This window comes from Microbacterium sp. NPDC079176, assembly GCF_040686675.1.
Lineage (GTDB): Bacteria > Actinomycetota > Actinomycetes > Actinomycetales > Microbacteriaceae > Microbacterium.
Genome location: NZ_JBFBLM010000001.1, coordinates 493,604 through 509,573, shown reverse-complemented (window position 1 = coordinate 509,573; position 15,970 = coordinate 493,604). Strand labels below are relative to the sequence as shown.

The window sequence follows — 15,970 nt, the reverse complement described above, 5'->3', positions numbered from 1 at the left end:
ACCACGAGTATATCGAGGGTGTGGACGATCCCGAAGGCGGGCGATCGCCCCGGCACTCGCCCCGACACGGCGGGCGCGCCCAGCACGCCTCGGTGGTCAGGCGCGCCAGCACCCGACGACATGATCGTCGACCATGCCCGCGGACTGCATGAGCGCGTACATCGTCGTCGGACCCACGAATCGGAAGCCGCGACGACGCAGTTCCTTGCTCATCGCCGTCGACTCCGGCGTCACCGCCGGAACATCCGCGAACGATGCGGGCCGCGGTCCCGATGCCGGCGCGAACGACCACATCAGCTCATCCAGCTCGCCGTCTGCCATCGAGCGCACGATTCGGGCGTTGCCGATGGTGGCCTCGATCTTCGCCCGGTTGCGGATGATCCCCGCGTCCGCCATGAGCCGCTCGACGTCGGATCGGTCGAACTCGGCGACCCGCTCGGGCTCGAAGCCGACGAAGACCTCGCGGAACCGGGGGCGCTTGCGCAGGATGGTGATCCACGAGAGCCCCGCCTGAAACCCCTCGAGGGCCATCTTCTCGAACAGCGCCCGGTCGCCGTGGAGCGGGGTGCCCCATTCCTCGTCGTGATACCGGCGGTATTCGGCGTCGTCGCCCACCCACCCGCATCGGTCGCGGAGGTCGGGGCCGGCGATCAGAGACGTCATGAGCCCACGCTAGCCGCCGCCACCGACACGGCGGGTGATCCCGGCTCTCCTGCCGGGACTACGCAGCGGCCTCTGCGGGGCCGGATCCGAGCGCGTCGATGAACGACGTCGAGAACCCGTCGAGGGCTTCGCGCGCCGCGGCAGCATCCTGTCGTTCGATGGCGGCGAGGGCGGCGGAGAGGAGACGGCGGCGGGAGGCCCGATCCGTGTCGAGATCGATGCCGTGGTGGCGGGCCGTCTGCGGATCCACGAACAGCCGCAGCGGGTCGATGTGGTCGCGGGCGAGGCGGGGGCCCAGACGGCCGAGCTCCCGCGAGATGAGGATCTCGGAGAGCTCGAGGTAGCCGAGCAGCTCGCAGGTCTCGTCCGCCAGTCGCGTCGACTGCTGGTGCGTGCGCACGGGCGGGCCGATGCAGCTCTTCTCGACGATCAGGCGACCGACGACGTGGGCGCGCTCGATCATGTCAGCGCGCGACCACTCCGCCACACGAGTTCCGGCGCTCGGAGACACCTGGACGAACCGCATCTCGACAAGCCGTTGCAGCGCCTCGCGCACCGGCGTCCGGGAGACGGCCCACGCGTGGGCGAGCAGATCGAGCCGCAGTCGCTGGCCGGGCGGGATGCGGCCGCTCACGATCTCGGCGAGCAGGCGCTCGTATGCGAGACCGCTGAGAAGCTGCGGGCGCAGTTGGTCCTCGAGGGAGCCCATGGGCATGATCACATCGCTCTCATCAACTAACATATTGGATGATTAGAGGATGACATAAGTTAGCCGCGGACACAAATCATCTGATATTTCAATGCTCGGGCACCCTGCCTGAAGTCGTCGCCTCATCCACCGAGAGACAGGGCATGGGTATATATTGCGGGCGATTGATATATCAGGTACCCAGATGATTCCGACTAGCATTGACCCATGCCTGTGCCCAAGACCCCGGCGCAAATGCCCCGAAAGCTGCTGCGCGACCAGATCTTCGACACGCTTCTGGATGCCATCGTCGCCGGCGACCTGGCCGCAGGGGAGCCGATCTCCGACAAGCAGCTCGAGAGCTGGTTGGGCGCCTCGCGCACGCCGATCCGGGAGGCGGTGAACCGGCTCGCCGGCATGGGGCTGATCGAAGTGCTTCCGCAGCGGGGCACCCGCATCGCACCTCTCGATCCCACGAGGTTCGCAGAGGAGATGGAGATGCTCGGCGTCGTGTACTCGGCGACGGTGCGCGAGGCTGTCCCGCTCCTCACCGACGCGGACCGGACGCAGATCGCCGACCTGCACACGACGGTGAGCCGGACCTCGAACGCCCTCGAACGCGCACGGATCGTGAACAACCTGATGAACGTGTTCGTCGACCGCTACCGCAACACCCTCGTTCAGCGCATCCGCGAGAAGTCGGTGCCGCACGTCACCCGGATGATCACCGCTCGACCCGGCGCACTCGACGCGACCGACACATCGGCCGCGCTCGACGCGCTTGCCTCCGCCGCCGCCACAGGGAACGCGGATGCCGCAGCCCTGGCCGCACAGGCGTACTTCACTGCAGGGGCCGCAAGCGTGCAGGCACGAGATGCGGCCGAATCGAGCCCGCAGGTCGCTGCCGGCGCCGATACAGCTGAGCGGCGCGGAAGCGAGGACGCGTGATGCCCACGAGGGACACACCTCCGCCGCGGCGGCTGCTTCGCGACGAGGTCTACGACACGATCCTCGGGGCGATCCTCGACGGGACGTTGGAACCCGGGGAAGTTCTCCACGACGAGGAGCTCATGACGTGGCTCGGGTCGTCCAGAACCCCGATCCGCGAGGCGCTCAATCGACTCGCCGAGGAGGACGTCGTCGAGTTGGTGCCGCACCGTCACACCCGGGTGGCCCCGGTGAACGTCGCGGCGATCAACGAGAGCCTGTTCGTGATCGGAGTGATCCACGAGCACCTTGCCCGCACCACCACCGCCGACCTCGCGGATGCGCATATCGCCGACCTGCGTCGCGAGCTGGCGCATGTCGAGGATGCGGTGGATGCAGATGACGCGGCCGCTCTCGGACGAGCGATCCGCCGGTATTTCCTCGTCGTCGTCCGCGCCGCGACGAACTCCGTGCTGCGAGCGAAGGCCGAGACCCTGTCGCTGCAGCTGGTGCGCTTCCTCACGCCTCGCGAGAACCTCGTCACGCCTCTCCAGGCGCGCGATTTCATCCGCGCGATCACTGCAGCGGCCGAAGCCCGTGACGGCGAACGAGCCGGAGATCTGATCCACGAGCTGCACGCCGCGACGCGCGTCAACTTCCTCGAGTACTACCGCGAGCCGGATCCCGCGAAGTGAGCGCGGCTACGGCTACGGCTACGGCGCCGCCCTGCCGCACAGGCCCAGCACCACCCCGACCCACACCGCCGCACCCACTGCGCGAACGGTCCCAGGGGAGCAACCGACGGGGGTCCCCTGGGGCGTACCCCGAGGACCCCCTCCGGAACTCAGTCGGCGATGGTCGCGGCGTCGATCACGAAGCGATAGCGCACGTCAGAGGCGAGCACGCGCTCGTACGCCTCGTTGATCTGCGATGCGCTGATGATCTCGATCTCGGCTGCGATGCCGTGTTCGGCGCAGAAATCGAGCATCTCCTGGGTCTCCTGGATGCCGCCGATGTTGGACCCCGCGAGCGATCGACGCCCGCCGATCAGAGACGAGACGTTCACTGAGAGCGGTTCTGCGGGGGCTCCCACGCAGACCATCGACCCGCCCACGTCGAGCAGACCGAGGTAGGCGCGGAGGTCGACGACCGCGCTGACCGTGTTGAGGATGACGTCGAACGACCCGCGCAGCGAGCGGAACGTCTCGGGATCGCTCGTCGCATAGTAGTGATCGGCACCGAGACGGAGGCCGTCATCCTTCTTGCTGAGCGTCTGCGACAGCACGGTGACCTCTGCTCCGAGAGCGTGCGCGATCTGCACGCCCATGTGGCCGAGTCCGCCGAGGCCGACGACCGCCACGCGCGTGCCGGGTCCGACGTTCCAGTGCCGCAGCGGGGAGTACGTGGTGATTCCTGCGCAGAGCAGGGGTGCCGCGACGTCGAGCCCGAGCGCGTCGGGGATGCGCACGGCGAAGGACTCGGTCACCACGACCTGCTCGGAGTATCCGCCCTGAGTGACGCTGCCGTCACGGTCGGTGCTGCCGTAGGTGAAGATCGCACCGTTGGAGCAGAACTGCTCGTCGCCGCGCAGGCAGTTGCGGCATTCTCCGCACGAGTTCACGAGACAGCCGACGCCGACCCGATCGCCGACGGCGTGCTTGGTGACATCCGAACCGATAGCCGCGACGGTTCCGGCGATCTCGTGTCCGGGTGCGAGCGGGTACTGCTGCGGCCCCCAGTCTCCGCGCACCGTGTGGATGTCGGAGTGGCAGATGCCGGCGAACGCGATGTCGATCAGGATGTCGTTCGGGCCGAGCTCGCGGCGCTCGATGACGGTCTTCTCGAGCGGTGCGGCCTCGCTGGGTGCGGCATAGGCGGTGACACGGGTCATCTCGGACTCCTCTGATCGGTGCGGATGGGCCAGATCGACACTACTCGCGCCCTCCTCTGAGGCACCTGACCGCCCACGACGAAGGCCGGGACCACTGATCCCGGCATTCGTCAGCGGAGCGAGGAGGAAACCTCAGCGCTTCGCGTTCTTCTTGAGCGCCTTCTCCAGCACAGGGGCGTCACCGGATGCCGCGAGCGCCGCGTAGTACTCCCGAGCCTCGTCCTGCCGCACGCGCTCGGCGCCGGAGGCGATGGGCGCCCGGACGTGCTCCGGCTCGTAGCCGAACGCGTCGACCAGGTCGAGTGCGTACGGACGGAGCCTGGCGCACAGACGGTCGATGTATCGCGAGACCGCGGCGGCGCGCTGCGTCGAGAGACGCCCGTGGATGAGGTGCCAGGCGAGGTGCTTCTCGATGAGCTGCAGACCGAAGAGGTCGCGCAGCCACGTGAGCACCTTCTTGGTGTCGGCGTCGTCGACGCGGTGGACGGCATCCGTGAACGCCTCCCACTGCAGCAGCTCACCGTGCGCACGGGCCGCCTCGATCAGCTCGGCCTGATTCTCGTTGAACAGCTTCGCGCCGAGGGCCTTGTCCTTGCCCGCCGGACGCAGCCGGCCGGCGATGTCGGCGACCATCTGCTGCACGCGCTCGGCGAGCAGCTGGTGCTGCTGCTCCTCGCGCAGACCGTTCTCGACCGAACGCGAGACCTGACCGAGGTCGACGACCGACTGGCCGAACTGACGAAGGCCTGCGCCGTGGAACAGCTTGCCGGCGGTCATGCCTACGGCGAACTTGGCCAGGGCCGCAGCATCCTTGCCGGTGAACTGCTTGGCGTAGTCGGTGAGCAGCCGCTTGCCGACCAGCTGGAGGAGCACATTGTTGTCGCCCTCGAAAGTGACATAGATGTCGAGGTCGGCGCGAAGTCCCACGAGACGGTTCTCGAACATGAAGCCCGCTCCACCGCAGGCCTCGCGAGCCTCCTGGAGGGTGTCGAGCGCGTGCCAGGTCGACAGCGGCTTGAGGGCTGCCGCCAGGGTCTCGAGGTCCTCACGGTCATCAGGGGTGTCGATGCGGCCGGAGAACACGCCGTCGAACTTCTGCAGGAACTCGTCGTGCGCGAAGATCTGCGCGTAGGTCGTCGCCAGGCGCGGCAGCAGGCGGCGCTGGTGCTTGCCGTAGTCCATGAGCACGACCTCCTGGCCGTCTGCTCCGTCGAACTGGCGGCGCTGCGTCGCGTAGGTGATCGCGATCTTCAGCCCGAGAGCCGAAGCCCACGACGCGGCGCCGTCGAGCGAGACCCGTCCCTGCACCAGCGTGCCGAGCATCGTGAAGAAGCGGCGACCGGGGCTGTCGATCGCGCTCGAGTACGTGCCGTCGGCCGCCACATCGCCGTACTTGTTCAGCAGGTTCGTGCGGGGGATGCGGATGTAGTCGAAGCTGAGGCGGCCGTTGTCGATGCCGTTGAGTCCGCCCTTGAGTCCGTCATCCTCACGACCGATGCCGGGAAGATCGACGCCGTCTTCGCCGCGCAGCGGCACGTAGAAGCAGTGCACCCCGTGGTTCACGCCGTTCGTGATCAGCTGAGCGAACACCGTCGCCGCCACGCCGTGCAGCGCCGCGTTGCCGAGGTACTCCTTCGTCGCGCCGCGGAACGGCGTGTTGATCACGAACTCCTCGGTGCTCGGGTCGTACGTGGCGGTGGTGCCGACCGCTGCCACGTCGGAGCCGTGCCCGATCTCGGTCATCGCGAAGGCGCCGGGGATCGAGAGATCCATGACACCGGGCAGCCACTTCTCGTGGTGCTCGGCGGTGCCGAGCTGCAGGATGGCGGAGCCGAACAGCCCCCACTGCACTCCCGACTTGATCTGCAGACTCGGATCGGCGACGACGAGCTCCTCGAAGCCGGCGATGTTGCCGCCGTTGTTGTCTTCTCCGCCGAGTGCGGTCGGGAACGCCCGGTGCACTGCCTTGTTCTCGACGAGCAGGTGCAGCTGGCTGAGCACACGCTCGCGGTGCTCGTCCTTGCTCAGCGCGTCATCGCGCCAGAACGCCGAATCCTTGATCAGCTCGCGCGCCTCGCGGCGCGTGTCGGCCCAGGTGCCCATCAGCAGATCGGTGACCCGGGCGACATCGAACCTCAGGTTCGCATCTGCGCTGTCGGTGTGCGGGCGAGTCGTCTTCGGACGGACGGCGGCGTCGACCATGAGCGTTCCTCTCAGAGGGAAGTAGGGATACTCCCATGGTAGGTCTGCCACAACCAGGAGCGAACTGCTGTGTGCGCATCCTCCAACAAGCTCCCGGGACGGCGCCCGGTCGGATTGTCGTCAGACCACAGTCTCAGCCCAGCCGCAGTCTCAGGCCTCGACGCGTGCGGGCGTGGGAGGCGCGGTCTGCGCCTGCTCCCACCGCCGTCTCGTCCCTTCGCTCAACCGCGCCCACGTCCGATCGCGGATGAAGATCGAGTCGATCGCGATCATCGTCAGCGAGAACCACGGCAGCCCCATCAGCACGCCGATGCCGATGTGGAAGGAGAGGATGCCGATGAGGCCGATCAGCCGAGTGGGCCGTGTGAGCAGCATCAGCGGGAACGCCACCTGCAGGATGATCGAACCCCAGGTCGCCGCGACCACCATCGGGCCCCAGGTCGTGACCAGGTCACTCAGCACCGGCCATGTGCCGAACCGAGCGGTCTGCAGCGGGTTGTACACCGCGTAACCCTCTTCCCAGGGCGCGCCTCCCGCCTTGTAGAGAGCACCCGATGCGTACACGAAGCACACCTGCGCGGTCAGCGCCACGAGTGCCAGATTGTGGAAGACCGTTCCCAGGAGGGCGGGCTGGCTTCCCGGAGCGAACCACTCCCCCTTCTTGGCGCGACGTCTGGCATCGATCGACCAGCGAGCGGCCGGGTCGGCGAAGAACAGCAGGAGCAGCGCGATGCGGAACATGTTGTCGCCCTGATCGCCCACCATGTCGTTCGCCTCGATGAACCCGACCCAGAGGCAGAAGAACACCGGGAGGACGATCCGGAAACGCCAGCCGAGGACGAACAGCACCGCCAGCACGCCGAGCAGCAGATAGAGGGCGGTGTAGAGCGCGTCATTGCCCATCGCGGCATGGAACGCGCTGAAGATCCAGATCTTCGGGAACTCGCTGACGGGTTCGGCGAGTTCGCCGTTCCACGCCGACCCCGAGCCGAACGTATAGAGACGAGTGCTGAAGTTCGACGCGAGCAGGCCGATCGCTGTGACGCCGAAGAGGATGCGGGTGACCGCGAGACCGTAGAGGGCCTTCTTGCCGTTGAAGAGCCAGTCCCCCACGAACGCGGAGATCCGGTCGATCGCCGAGAGGACCATCGACCACAGTCCGCCGATCATCGACGAGGCGAAGCTCAGCAGGCGGGTCACGAAAGACCGGGGAGGCGGGGCGGCAGGCGCACCCGAAGGCGCGGGCATGCGCGGCGGCGAAGGCTCGGGGGCAGAGGCGGGTGGAGCGGATGCCGGAGCGGGCGCCGTCACGGTCGACCGCCCGGCAGCATCCTTCTTCCGGTCCCGGTTCGCGGCGCCGTTCGTCTGGGGCGCGGTCTTGGTGGGCGCGCTCACGGCTGGATCCTCTCGAACTGGGCGCGGAAGGTGTTCGCGAAGTTCTCGCGACTCTGCCCTTCCTCTTCTATAGGCAGGCGCCACCCGGTGGTCGAGAACGTGGGGTCGGGGCGCTGCGCGCTCGGATCGTTGCGATCCGCATAGGGCACCACGTTCTGGCGGCTCACGCGGTACTGGACCTTGATGACGGAGTCGGCGCCCCAGATCGCATAGGCCACCTGGGTGGCGTAGGCGGTGGAGAGGTGCTCTTCCGCCATGTACGCGTCGGTCGACGGGTTGTCGCCCTCGAGTTCGTCGAAGGAGCGCACCATCCACTCCTCCCAGCCATCCTCGGCGAAGTCGAGCCCGACGACGGCCTTCTGGTCGTCGTCCAGCTTGTTGTAGGCGTTCATCTGGCCGCTCGCGACCTCGCTCGACTGGATCCCCGCTCGGGGCGGGAAGAGGTTGTAGCGGATCATCGAGAGCTCGACGTCGGTGGCGCTCACCCACCCGGTCTCGATCTCCTCACCGTCCTTCTCGATGACGGCACGCACGTTGAAGTGGTAGTCGCCGTTGATGGGCTCGGGCGCGAAGACGCTCCACGACTGACCGAACATCGGCAGCATGTACCCGGCGAGGACTTCTTGCGTGGGGATCTCGCGGAGCGCCGAGTACGGAGCGATCCACAGGAACGACGCCCCCACGTGCCACAGGGTGAGCAGACACGCGGCGAACGCGATGAGCTTCACCCACCAGGTCGGGCGCGGTCGAGGGGCGGTCGCGGCGACCGCCGCATCCTGCACTTCGGGTGAGGTCTCAGTCATCGTGCCCATCCACATCCTTCTCACCGCTGAAGGTCGGGGCCGCCGCAGCGACGGCCCCGACCTCTCAGCGTTCCTGCACTGCGTTACTCCGTCTGGACGAGCGGCCGTCTGGAACGCGCGACCCTCGTCATCCCGAGTCCGAGCATCAGCAGCAGAGCCGCCAGCGCGATCCACCCGCCCTGGATCTCACCACCGGTGGTGGCGAGGCCCGTGGCCACGACCTGGAACGAGGCCGACACGCTGCCGGAGGTCGCTCCGGTCAGTGTCACGGCGTGGGTTCCGAGGTCGGTGCCGGAGGGGATCGTCCAGGTGAAGGTGACCGTGCCCTGCGCATCGGCGACCTGGGTGCCCAGTGCGATCGGCTCGGACGTCATCACACCGGTGACGGACTCGCCGGGCTGGAACCCGGTGCCGACCGCCGTCTGCTTCTCACCGCGCTCCAGAACCGGGACCTTGATCGTGATGGCGATCGGTCCGGTCGGGTCGGCTGCCGCGTCTGCAGACGCCGAGGCCTCAGCAGTCGCCGAGGCGGATGCCTCGGCAGCAGCCTCAGCGGAGGCATCAGCCGCCGCCGACGCGGACGCCGTGGCCGACGACGAGGCGTTGGCCGCCGCGGCCGCCGACGCGGTCGGATCAGCGTCAGCCGAAGCCGATGCGTCAGCCGCACTCGTCGAGGTCGCGTCGTTCTGCGCCGACGCCTGCGCCGCTGCCGCGGAGGCGGCCGACGCGTTCGCATCCGTCGTGGCCGTGGCCGAGGCATCCGTGGATGCGTCGTCCGTCGCCGCCGCAGACGCGGCCGCATCAGCCGTCACGTCAGCCGCCGCCGAAGCGGAACTCGTCGCATCGGCCAGAGCCGCAGCGACAGCCGCCGCCTGAGCCGCCGCGTTGCTGTCGTCATCAGCCTGAGCCGACGCCGCAGCGGATGCCGAGGCGTTGGTGTCGACCTCAGCCGACGGGTCGGCCGCAGCCGAGGCATCGGCCGTGGCGACTGCATCGGAAGATGCGTCGGTCGATGCACTGGCGATCGCCGCCGCGCTCGAGTTCGATGCTGCGCTCGTCGAGGCGTCCGATGTCGCCGAGGCCTCAGCCGCGGTATCCGTCGTCGCGTCGGCCAGCGCCGCAGCCTGAGCCGCTACCGCCGCACCGGCGTTCGCCTCCGAGGTGGCGTCCGCCGTGGCTGCCGTGGACGATGTCGCCGTCGCCGCCGACTCCGCCGCAGCCTCAGCCGTCGGGTCAGCCGCAGCCGATCCCTCTGCCGTGGCGTCCGCGAACGCCGCCGCCTGCGCGGCCGCTTCAGCGATCGCGTCGGTCGATGCATCGGCGTTCGCCGACGCGGATGCCGACGCCGCCGCGTTCGTGTTGGCCGCAGCCTCGGACGAGGCATCCGTCGACGAGTCGGCGATGGCCGCCGACTCCGACGACGACGCCGAGTTCGACTCCGCCGCCGTCGATGCATCCGCGTTCACGTCATCCGACGCGTCGGCCTGAGCCGCCGCCTGCGCAGCAACTGCCGCCGAGGCGTTGGCCGTCGAGGTGGCATCGGTCGTCGCGGCCGACGAGGCATCCGGCGTCGCCGCCGCATCCGCCGCCGAGGTGGCGTCCGAGGTCGCCGCCGCTGAGGCCGCCGACGTCGCGTCTGCGAGGGCCGCGGCCTCAGCCGCCGCCTGCGCCGACGGGTCGCCGTCTGCGGTCGCGTCAGCCGAAGCGGATGCCGATGCAGCCGCGTTGGTGTTGACGTCACCCGGGTCGCCCGCGGTCACCTCGGTGGTGTCCGAGTCGCTGGACGCGCCGGATGTCGCGGTGAGCAGGTAGCCCGCGCCGGGCTCGACATCAGCCGGAACCGGGTAGTTCTCCGTGAACGCACCGAACTCGTCAGTGGTCGCGATGACCGGGCCTCCGATGTCCGCTCCCCCGCCTGGCGCGGTGAGCTGCAGCGACACGGTGGAGTTCACCGGCCAACCCGTGCCGGTGACGGCGAGGTTGGTGCCTGCCGGAACCGACGAGGCCGCGTCGACGACGACCGGAGCAGCCGTCACCTCGGTCGTGTCGGTGGCTGTCTGCGTGCCCGCGCTCGCGGTGACCGTGTATCCCGTGCCCGCGGGAGTTCCCGCCGGCACCGGATAGTCGATCGCGAAGCCGCCGAGAGCACCGGTCGTCACCGTCTGGGGCGTGCCGATGACCGCACCACCGGGGGCTGTCAGCTGCACGGTGACCTCGGTGTCGGCCGGCCACTCAGCACCGGTGATCGCCAGGTCCGTCCCGGCCTCGACGGTCGCGGCCGCGTCGACGGTCGCCGCTGCGGTCACCTCCGTCGTGTCGGTCGCCGTCTGGGTGCCGACGGTCGCGGTGATCGTGTAGCCCGTGCCCGGCGTCGCCGAGGCGGGAACCGGGTAGTCGAGCGTGAACCCGCCGTCGCCATCGGTCGTGACCGTCTCAGGACCGCCGACGGTCGCTCCGCCCGGAGCGGTCAGCTGCACCGAGACCTCAGTGTTCGCCGGCCAGCCGGTGCCGGTGACGGGAAGGCTCGTGCCCGCCTGCACCGTGTCCGCGGCATCCACCGCTGCCGCGGCGGTCACCTCGGTCGTGTCCTCAGCCGTCTGGCCGCCGACCGTCGCGGTCACGGTGTACCCCGTGCCCGGGGTCGCCGACGCGGGAACCGGGTAGTTCAGCGTGAACCCGCCGTCGCCATCGGTCGTGACCGTCTCGGGACCCCCGACGTCAGCGCCGTCCGGGTCCGTCAGCTGCACCTCGACGACGGTGTTGGCCGGCCAGTTCGCACCGGTGATGGGGAGAGAGGTTCCCGCCTGCACCGTGTCGGCCGCATCCACCGCAGCGGCGGCCGTCACCTCGGTGGTGTCGATCGCCGTCTCGGCGCCAGCGGTCGCGGTGACCGTGTAGGCCGTGCCGGGCGACGCCGATGCGGGCACCGGGTAGGAGAGCGTGAACTCACCGTCGCCGTTCGTCGTGACCGTCTCGGGGCCACCGACGTCCGCGCCTCCGCCCGGAGCCGTCAGCTGCACCGAGATCTCGGTGTTCGCCGGCCAGTTGGAGCCGGAGACCGCGAGATCGGTGCCTGCCTGAACGGTCGGCGCCGCATCGATCGAGGCGACCGGAGCGTTCGTCACCTCGGTGGTGTCCGTCGCCGTCTGCGCGCCCAGCGTCGCGGTGACGGTGTAGCCGGTTCCCGCAGGAGTTCCGGCCGGAACGGGGTAGCCGAGCACGAAGGCACCCGACCCGTCCGTCGTGACGAGCTCGGGGCCGCCGATGTTCGCGCCGCCGCCGGGAGCGGTCAGCTGCACCGAGATCTGTGTGTTCGCGGGCCAGTTGGTGCCCGAGACGCCGAGGTCGGTTCCGTCCTGCACGGCAGGTGCCGCATCGATCGCTGCCGCGGCGGTCACCTCGGTGGTGTCCGTCGCCGTGCTGGTGCCGTCGGTCGCCGTGACGATGTAGCCGGTGCCGGGCACGGTCGAGGCCGGGATGAAGACCGTGCCGGTGAAGTTGCCCGACGCGTCGGTGGTCACCGGCGCTGATTCGTTGACCGGAGTTCCGTCCGGTGCTGCCACCTGGATCGTCACTTGGGTGTTGGCCGGCCAGCCGGAGCCGGTGACCGGAAGATCGGTTCCGGCCTGCACGGTGGTTGCGGCGTCGATAGCCGCGACTGCCGCCGCCGCTGCCTTGACGGTCGACGACGCGAGATCGAGTTCGACCCCTCCGCCCACGGCCGGGAGCAGATCGATGGCGAGCGCCCGCACGGTGAAGCTGTCACCGGGGATGTCTCCCGGCTCGGACTGCTCGTTGATCGTGATGGTCGCGATGCCGGACAGCACGCCCTGCAGCACGGGGTCCAGCGTCGAGAGCACGGGGCCGGTGACCGCTGCGAGGGCCGGCTGGACGAGCGGGATGACGCTGGTCAGCGCGGTGTTCACCAGAGGGCCGGTGGTCGTGGTGACCGCCGTGGTCACCGCGCTCACCACCGGGTTGAGCAGCGCACCGATGTTGAGCCCGGCGAGCGAGATGTCGGTCGTCACCGTCGGAACCGGCGTGGCCGTGCCCGCGAACTGAGCGAGCGAGCCGGCGATCGTGACATCGCCGGAGACCAGGTCGATCCCGGTGAGCGGGTTGGTGAGATCCACCCCGACGGTGAGCGTGACCGCCAGCGAGTCGAGGGTGGAGTCGAGGATGGTCGCGACCTTGCCGTTGAGGCTGTTCGGGTGCGTTCCCGTCAGAGCAGAGGTGATCCCCTGCTGGATGGCGGCGATCGTCGTCGCAGACAGCGCAGGGGTGTTCGCGGGAAGCGAGTTGAGGTCGGCTCCTGCGCCCGTCTCCACGAGGATCTGAGCGAGGTCGACCGAGATCGTCCCGTCGCTCAGGTCGACGAGCACCGAGCCAGTGGTGTTCTCGAGCGGCTCCGTCAGGAGCTCCGTGACGACCGTCGCCCCGACTGTGTCGAGGCCGGCGATAGCGACCGTTCCGCCCGTCGCCTCGAAGGCGGCGACGAGCGGCACATCCGGAATCGCGTTGATCGTGTTGACCACGGTCGTGACGAGCCCGGTGAGCGCTCCGCCGGGACCGGCGAGGTCGCTGACCGGGGTCACCGTGCCCTGGATGGCCGTGCCCAGAGTGGTCGCGAGCCCCGCGACGAGGTTGCTGTGCAGGTCGAGGTCCAGGCCCGCGATGCGGTATTCGGAGCCGGCGACGCCGGCGTTCGACTCCGCCCGCGATGCGAGGGCTCCGATGCCGACCGACGCTTCGTCGAGGACGGCGTCGGTGAGACCGGCGACGCTGAGCTGGTCGAAGAGATCGGTGAGTTCGAGGGTGGCGGGGTTGACGCTTCCGTCGATCGCCCCCGCATCGATCGCACCACCGGAGGTGATCGCGCCGGAGGACGCGATCGACTGGGTCTGCGTGGGTGAGGAGCTGAAGCTCTGCGCGCCCCCCAGATCGCCCAGCTGCAGCAGACCGGGCGACGTGCCGTCGGTCAGCAGCGGCACGTTGAGCGTGCCCACGTCGATGCTGAGCGCCTCGAGCACGTCGAGGTCGAGACCGCCGAGCTCAGGGCCGGCCGCGGCTGGGTTGCTCGTCAGCGTGTGCCCGAGTGCGGCGACGTCCAATCCACCGAGCAGGTCGGCCGGCAACTGGATGATCTGTCCCTGCGCGACCGACGGATCGTTCGGATTCGCGTCATCGAGCGCATTCGCCGCCGTCGGTACCAGTGCACCCGCAAGGATCATCGCGCCGACGGTCACGCCGGCGATGCCTCCCCCGATGGCTCTGCGTCGCCGCAGAGTCTTCCCCTCCAAGAATTCCATTCGCCTCTCCCGTGATGCAGATGTTCCGCGTCACAAGGCCCTCCCCAGGCGTCAACAGGTGCCGACCGAGCGCATGTCCAGACAGTATTGCCGGATCGAGAATGTTAAGTCCAGCGATTGTCCAGTGATCTTTCAGGAAACGTCATCAGGTGAGACATTTCGTCATCGGTCATTGAGACCTGCCCACAGGTCTATTGGCGAGGACGCTTTTGCCAGGACGAATATGAGGGGTCCAGCGCACTCCGCGCAGGCGCGACACGCACTCCGGCCACACGACGAAACCGCCCCGCAGACCGAGGTCTGCGGGGCGGTTCAGGGCGTGAAGCGAGGGCTACAGAGCGAGCCCGTCGCCGAATCGGAAGAGCGGATCAGCGGTGTCGAACGGCACATCGGGTCGCGAGGCGACGACCGCGGCCATCGACCTCGGCAGGTCGAACGGGAGCCTGCCCTGCGCGCTCGCGACGCCGCTCAGCACATCGAGCAGCGCCGCCCCTGAGACACCCCAGTTGGCGGTGACGGCCGCCGCACCGGCCACGATCGGTTCGAGAATGGGCGGTCGATCGGCGAGCACATCGACCACGGTCGGCACGGCTCCGGCGATGGCGGCGACATGCGCGAGCACCTCGTCGGAGAACTCGAGCGACCCCGCATGGAAGAAGTTCTCGAAGGTCGTGTCGCGCTGCTCGAACGGCGCCTGGAGACGGAGGATCGCCAGGTCGGCCTCGTCGACGGTCGCCACGACGTCGCCGTACGCGGCTGCGACGGATGGTTCGATCCCCTCGACGTAGAGCTTGATCCCGGGGGCGAAGGGCAGCGAGCCATCGTTCGTCAGCACGGTCACGGAGGCGCGCTGGGCCGCCTCTCCCGCGGCGCGGAACTCCGCGCTGCCGACGATCTCGTCCGCCGCGTCCTCGTCGACGAACGGGTTCTCGAAGAGCCCGAGCTCGAACTTCTCCCGCAGGATCCGTCGCGCGGAGAGGTCGAGCCTCTCCTCCGAGACCGAGCCCTCGGCGACCAGCCCGAGCAGCAGTTCGGGGCAGTCCTCGCCACCGAACTGATCGACACCCGCATCGAGCACCTTGAGCATCCGCTCTCGCGGCGTCAGATGCTCCACGCCCCAGGCGCGGGCAGGGAACGGCTGGCCGAAGATCTCCGCATCGTTGATCAGACCCCAATCGGTGCACACCAGGCCGTCGAACCCGAATCGCTCGCGCAGCAGCCCGGTGATCACCGACCTGTTGAAGCCGAACCCGACCTCCTCGTACTCGGTGCCGACGGGCATGCCGTAGTACGGCATCATCTGACGCGTGCCGGCGGCCAGTGCATCCTCGAAGGGCTTGAGGTGCAGGTCGAACGCACCCCCGGGATACACCTGCTCCCGCCCGTACGGGAAGTGCGGGTCCTCGCCGTCGAGCTGCGGCCCGCCGCCGGGGAAGTGCTTGGTCATGGTCGAGACCGATCCGGGACCGAACGAGTCGCCCTGGAACCCGCGGATATATGCCGCTCCCAGAATGCCCGTCAATTCGGGGTCCTCTCCGAACGTCGCCGTCTGCCGCGCCCACCTCGGTTCGGTGGCGAGGTCGACCTGCGGGTGAAGGGCGACCCGCAGGCCGACAGCCGTATATTCCTGACGAGCGATATCTGCGAACCGTTCGACCAGCTCGGGGTCACGGGTGGCTGCGAGACCCAGGGTCTCCGGCCACTGCGAGAACGGTCCGGCGAGGATCGACGCCCCGGGATTCTCGCTGAACGAATGCCGCGGGTCGGTCGACAGCGTGACCGGGATGCCGAGCCGGGTCGAGGCCGCCAGCCGCTGCAGCTCGTTCTGCCAGGCGGCTATCTCTCGCCCGGTGGGCGCCGCCCCCAGCAGGTTGAAGTGCGTCATGTTCTTGAGGTCGATGAACTCGCGGGCGCTCGGTGTGCCGAAGATCGGGTTCGCCTCATCGAGGTCTCCGATCGCGATCATCGTGTGGAAGAACAGTCCGGCCTTCTCCTCGACGGTCATCTCGTCGAGGAGGAGCTGCACTCTCTCATCGACCGGCAGGGCCGCGTCGAGCCACGGTCGGGCAGTGGTCACGTCGGTGTCGGTCAT

At 68.8% G+C, this 15,970-nt stretch carries 10 protein-coding genes; 2 read left to right on the top strand and 8 right to left on the bottom strand.

Annotated elements, in window-relative coordinates:
* Positions 1-96: 96 nt before the first annotated feature.
* Both AB0P11_RS02475 and AB0P11_RS02470 read right to left on the bottom strand, forming a co-directional pair.
* Positions 97-663 carry a DNA-3-methyladenine glycosylase I gene (locus tag AB0P11_RS02475; protein WP_056276617.1) on the bottom strand — a complete coding sequence of 189 codons (567 nt, stop codon included), beginning with the start codon at positions 661-663 and terminating at the stop codon, positions 97-99.
* Positions 664-721: 58 nt separating this feature from the next.
* Positions 722-1,378 carry a GntR family transcriptional regulator gene (locus AB0P11_RS02470; RefSeq protein WP_198032370.1) on the bottom strand — a complete coding sequence of 219 codons (657 nt, stop codon included), beginning with the start codon at positions 1,376-1,378 and terminating at the stop codon, positions 722-724.
* 201 nt (positions 1,379-1,579) lie between these two features.
* Here AB0P11_RS02470 and AB0P11_RS02465 point away from each other — a divergent pair, with 201 nt between their 5' ends.
* Together AB0P11_RS02465 and AB0P11_RS02460 are read left to right on the top strand one after the other, a co-directional pair.
* Positions 1,580-2,299 (top strand): GntR family transcriptional regulator, encoded by a 720-nt coding sequence (locus AB0P11_RS02465; RefSeq protein WP_187248890.1) that lies wholly within the window; start codon positions 1,580-1,582, stop codon positions 2,297-2,299.
* Positions 2,299-2,973, top strand: coding sequence for a GntR family transcriptional regulator (locus AB0P11_RS02460; RefSeq protein WP_363519443.1), 675 nt, complete (start codon positions 2,299-2,301; stop codon positions 2,971-2,973). The genes AB0P11_RS02465 and AB0P11_RS02460 overlap by 1 nt, the downstream gene beginning before the upstream one ends.
* Positions 2,974-3,122: 149 nt before the next feature.
* Here the strand turns inward: AB0P11_RS02460 and AB0P11_RS02455 are convergent, their stop codons facing one another.
* From AB0P11_RS02455 to AB0P11_RS02430, 6 genes are all read right to left on the bottom strand, one after another.
* A complete protein-coding gene (locus AB0P11_RS02455; protein WP_053098655.1) occupies positions 3,123-4,169 on the bottom strand; it encodes an NAD(P)-dependent alcohol dehydrogenase in 1,047 nt (348 codons plus the stop codon).
* Positions 4,170-4,301: 132 nt separating this feature from the next.
* Positions 4,302-6,371, bottom strand: a complete 2,070-nt coding sequence (locus tag AB0P11_RS02450) for an acyl-CoA dehydrogenase (RefSeq protein ID WP_363519440.1) — start codon at positions 6,369-6,371, stop codon at positions 4,302-4,304.
* A gap of 150 nt (positions 6,372-6,521) precedes the next feature.
* Positions 6,522-7,766: an HTTM domain-containing protein gene (locus AB0P11_RS02445; RefSeq protein WP_363519438.1), complete on the bottom strand. Its 1,245-nt coding sequence runs from the start codon at positions 7,764-7,766 to the stop codon at positions 6,522-6,524.
* Positions 7,763-8,569 (bottom strand): DUF5819 family protein, encoded by an 807-nt coding sequence (locus AB0P11_RS02440; RefSeq protein ID WP_230100871.1) that lies wholly within the window; start codon positions 8,567-8,569, stop codon positions 7,763-7,765. Before AB0P11_RS02440 ends, AB0P11_RS02445 begins: the two co-directional genes overlap by 4 nt.
* A gap of 83 nt (positions 8,570-8,652) precedes the next feature.
* Entirely contained in the window at positions 8,653-13,878 is a 5,226-nt protein-coding gene (locus tag AB0P11_RS02435; protein ID WP_363519434.1) for a choice-of-anchor G family protein, read from the bottom strand.
* Positions 13,879-14,209: 331 nt separating this feature from the next.
* Complete coding sequence (locus AB0P11_RS02430; protein WP_363519431.1) at positions 14,210-15,970, bottom strand: glycoside hydrolase family 3 N-terminal domain-containing protein; 1,761 nt, start codon at positions 15,968-15,970, stop codon at positions 14,210-14,212.

Coding starts and splice junctions, on each gene's coding strand:
- AB0P11_RS02470 (WP_198032370.1), bottom strand. CDS start 1,378: ATGCCCATGGGCTCCCTCGAGGACCAACTGCGCCCGCAGCTTCTCAGC.
- AB0P11_RS02430 (WP_363519431.1), bottom strand. CDS start 15,970: ATGACCGACACCGACGTGACCACTGCCCGACCGTGGCTCGACGCGGCC.
- AB0P11_RS02440 (WP_230100871.1), bottom strand. CDS start 8,569: ATGACTGAGACCTCACCCGAAGTGCAGGATGCGGCGGTCGCCGCGACC.
- AB0P11_RS02475 (WP_056276617.1), bottom strand. CDS start 663: ATGACGTCTCTGATCGCCGGCCCCGACCTCCGCGACCGATGCGGGTGG.
- AB0P11_RS02465 (WP_187248890.1), top strand. CDS start 1,580: ATGCCTGTGCCCAAGACCCCGGCGCAAATGCCCCGAAAGCTGCTGCGC.
- AB0P11_RS02435 (WP_363519434.1), bottom strand. CDS start 13,878: ATGGAATTCTTGGAGGGGAAGACTCTGCGGCGACGCAGAGCCATCGGG.
- AB0P11_RS02450 (WP_363519440.1), bottom strand. CDS start 6,371: ATGGTCGACGCCGCCGTCCGTCCGAAGACGACTCGCCCGCACACCGAC.
- AB0P11_RS02455 (WP_053098655.1), bottom strand. CDS start 4,169: ATGACCCGTGTCACCGCCTATGCCGCACCCAGCGAGGCCGCACCGCTC.
- AB0P11_RS02460 (WP_363519443.1), top strand. CDS start 2,299: ATGCCCACGAGGGACACACCTCCGCCGCGGCGGCTGCTTCGCGACGAG.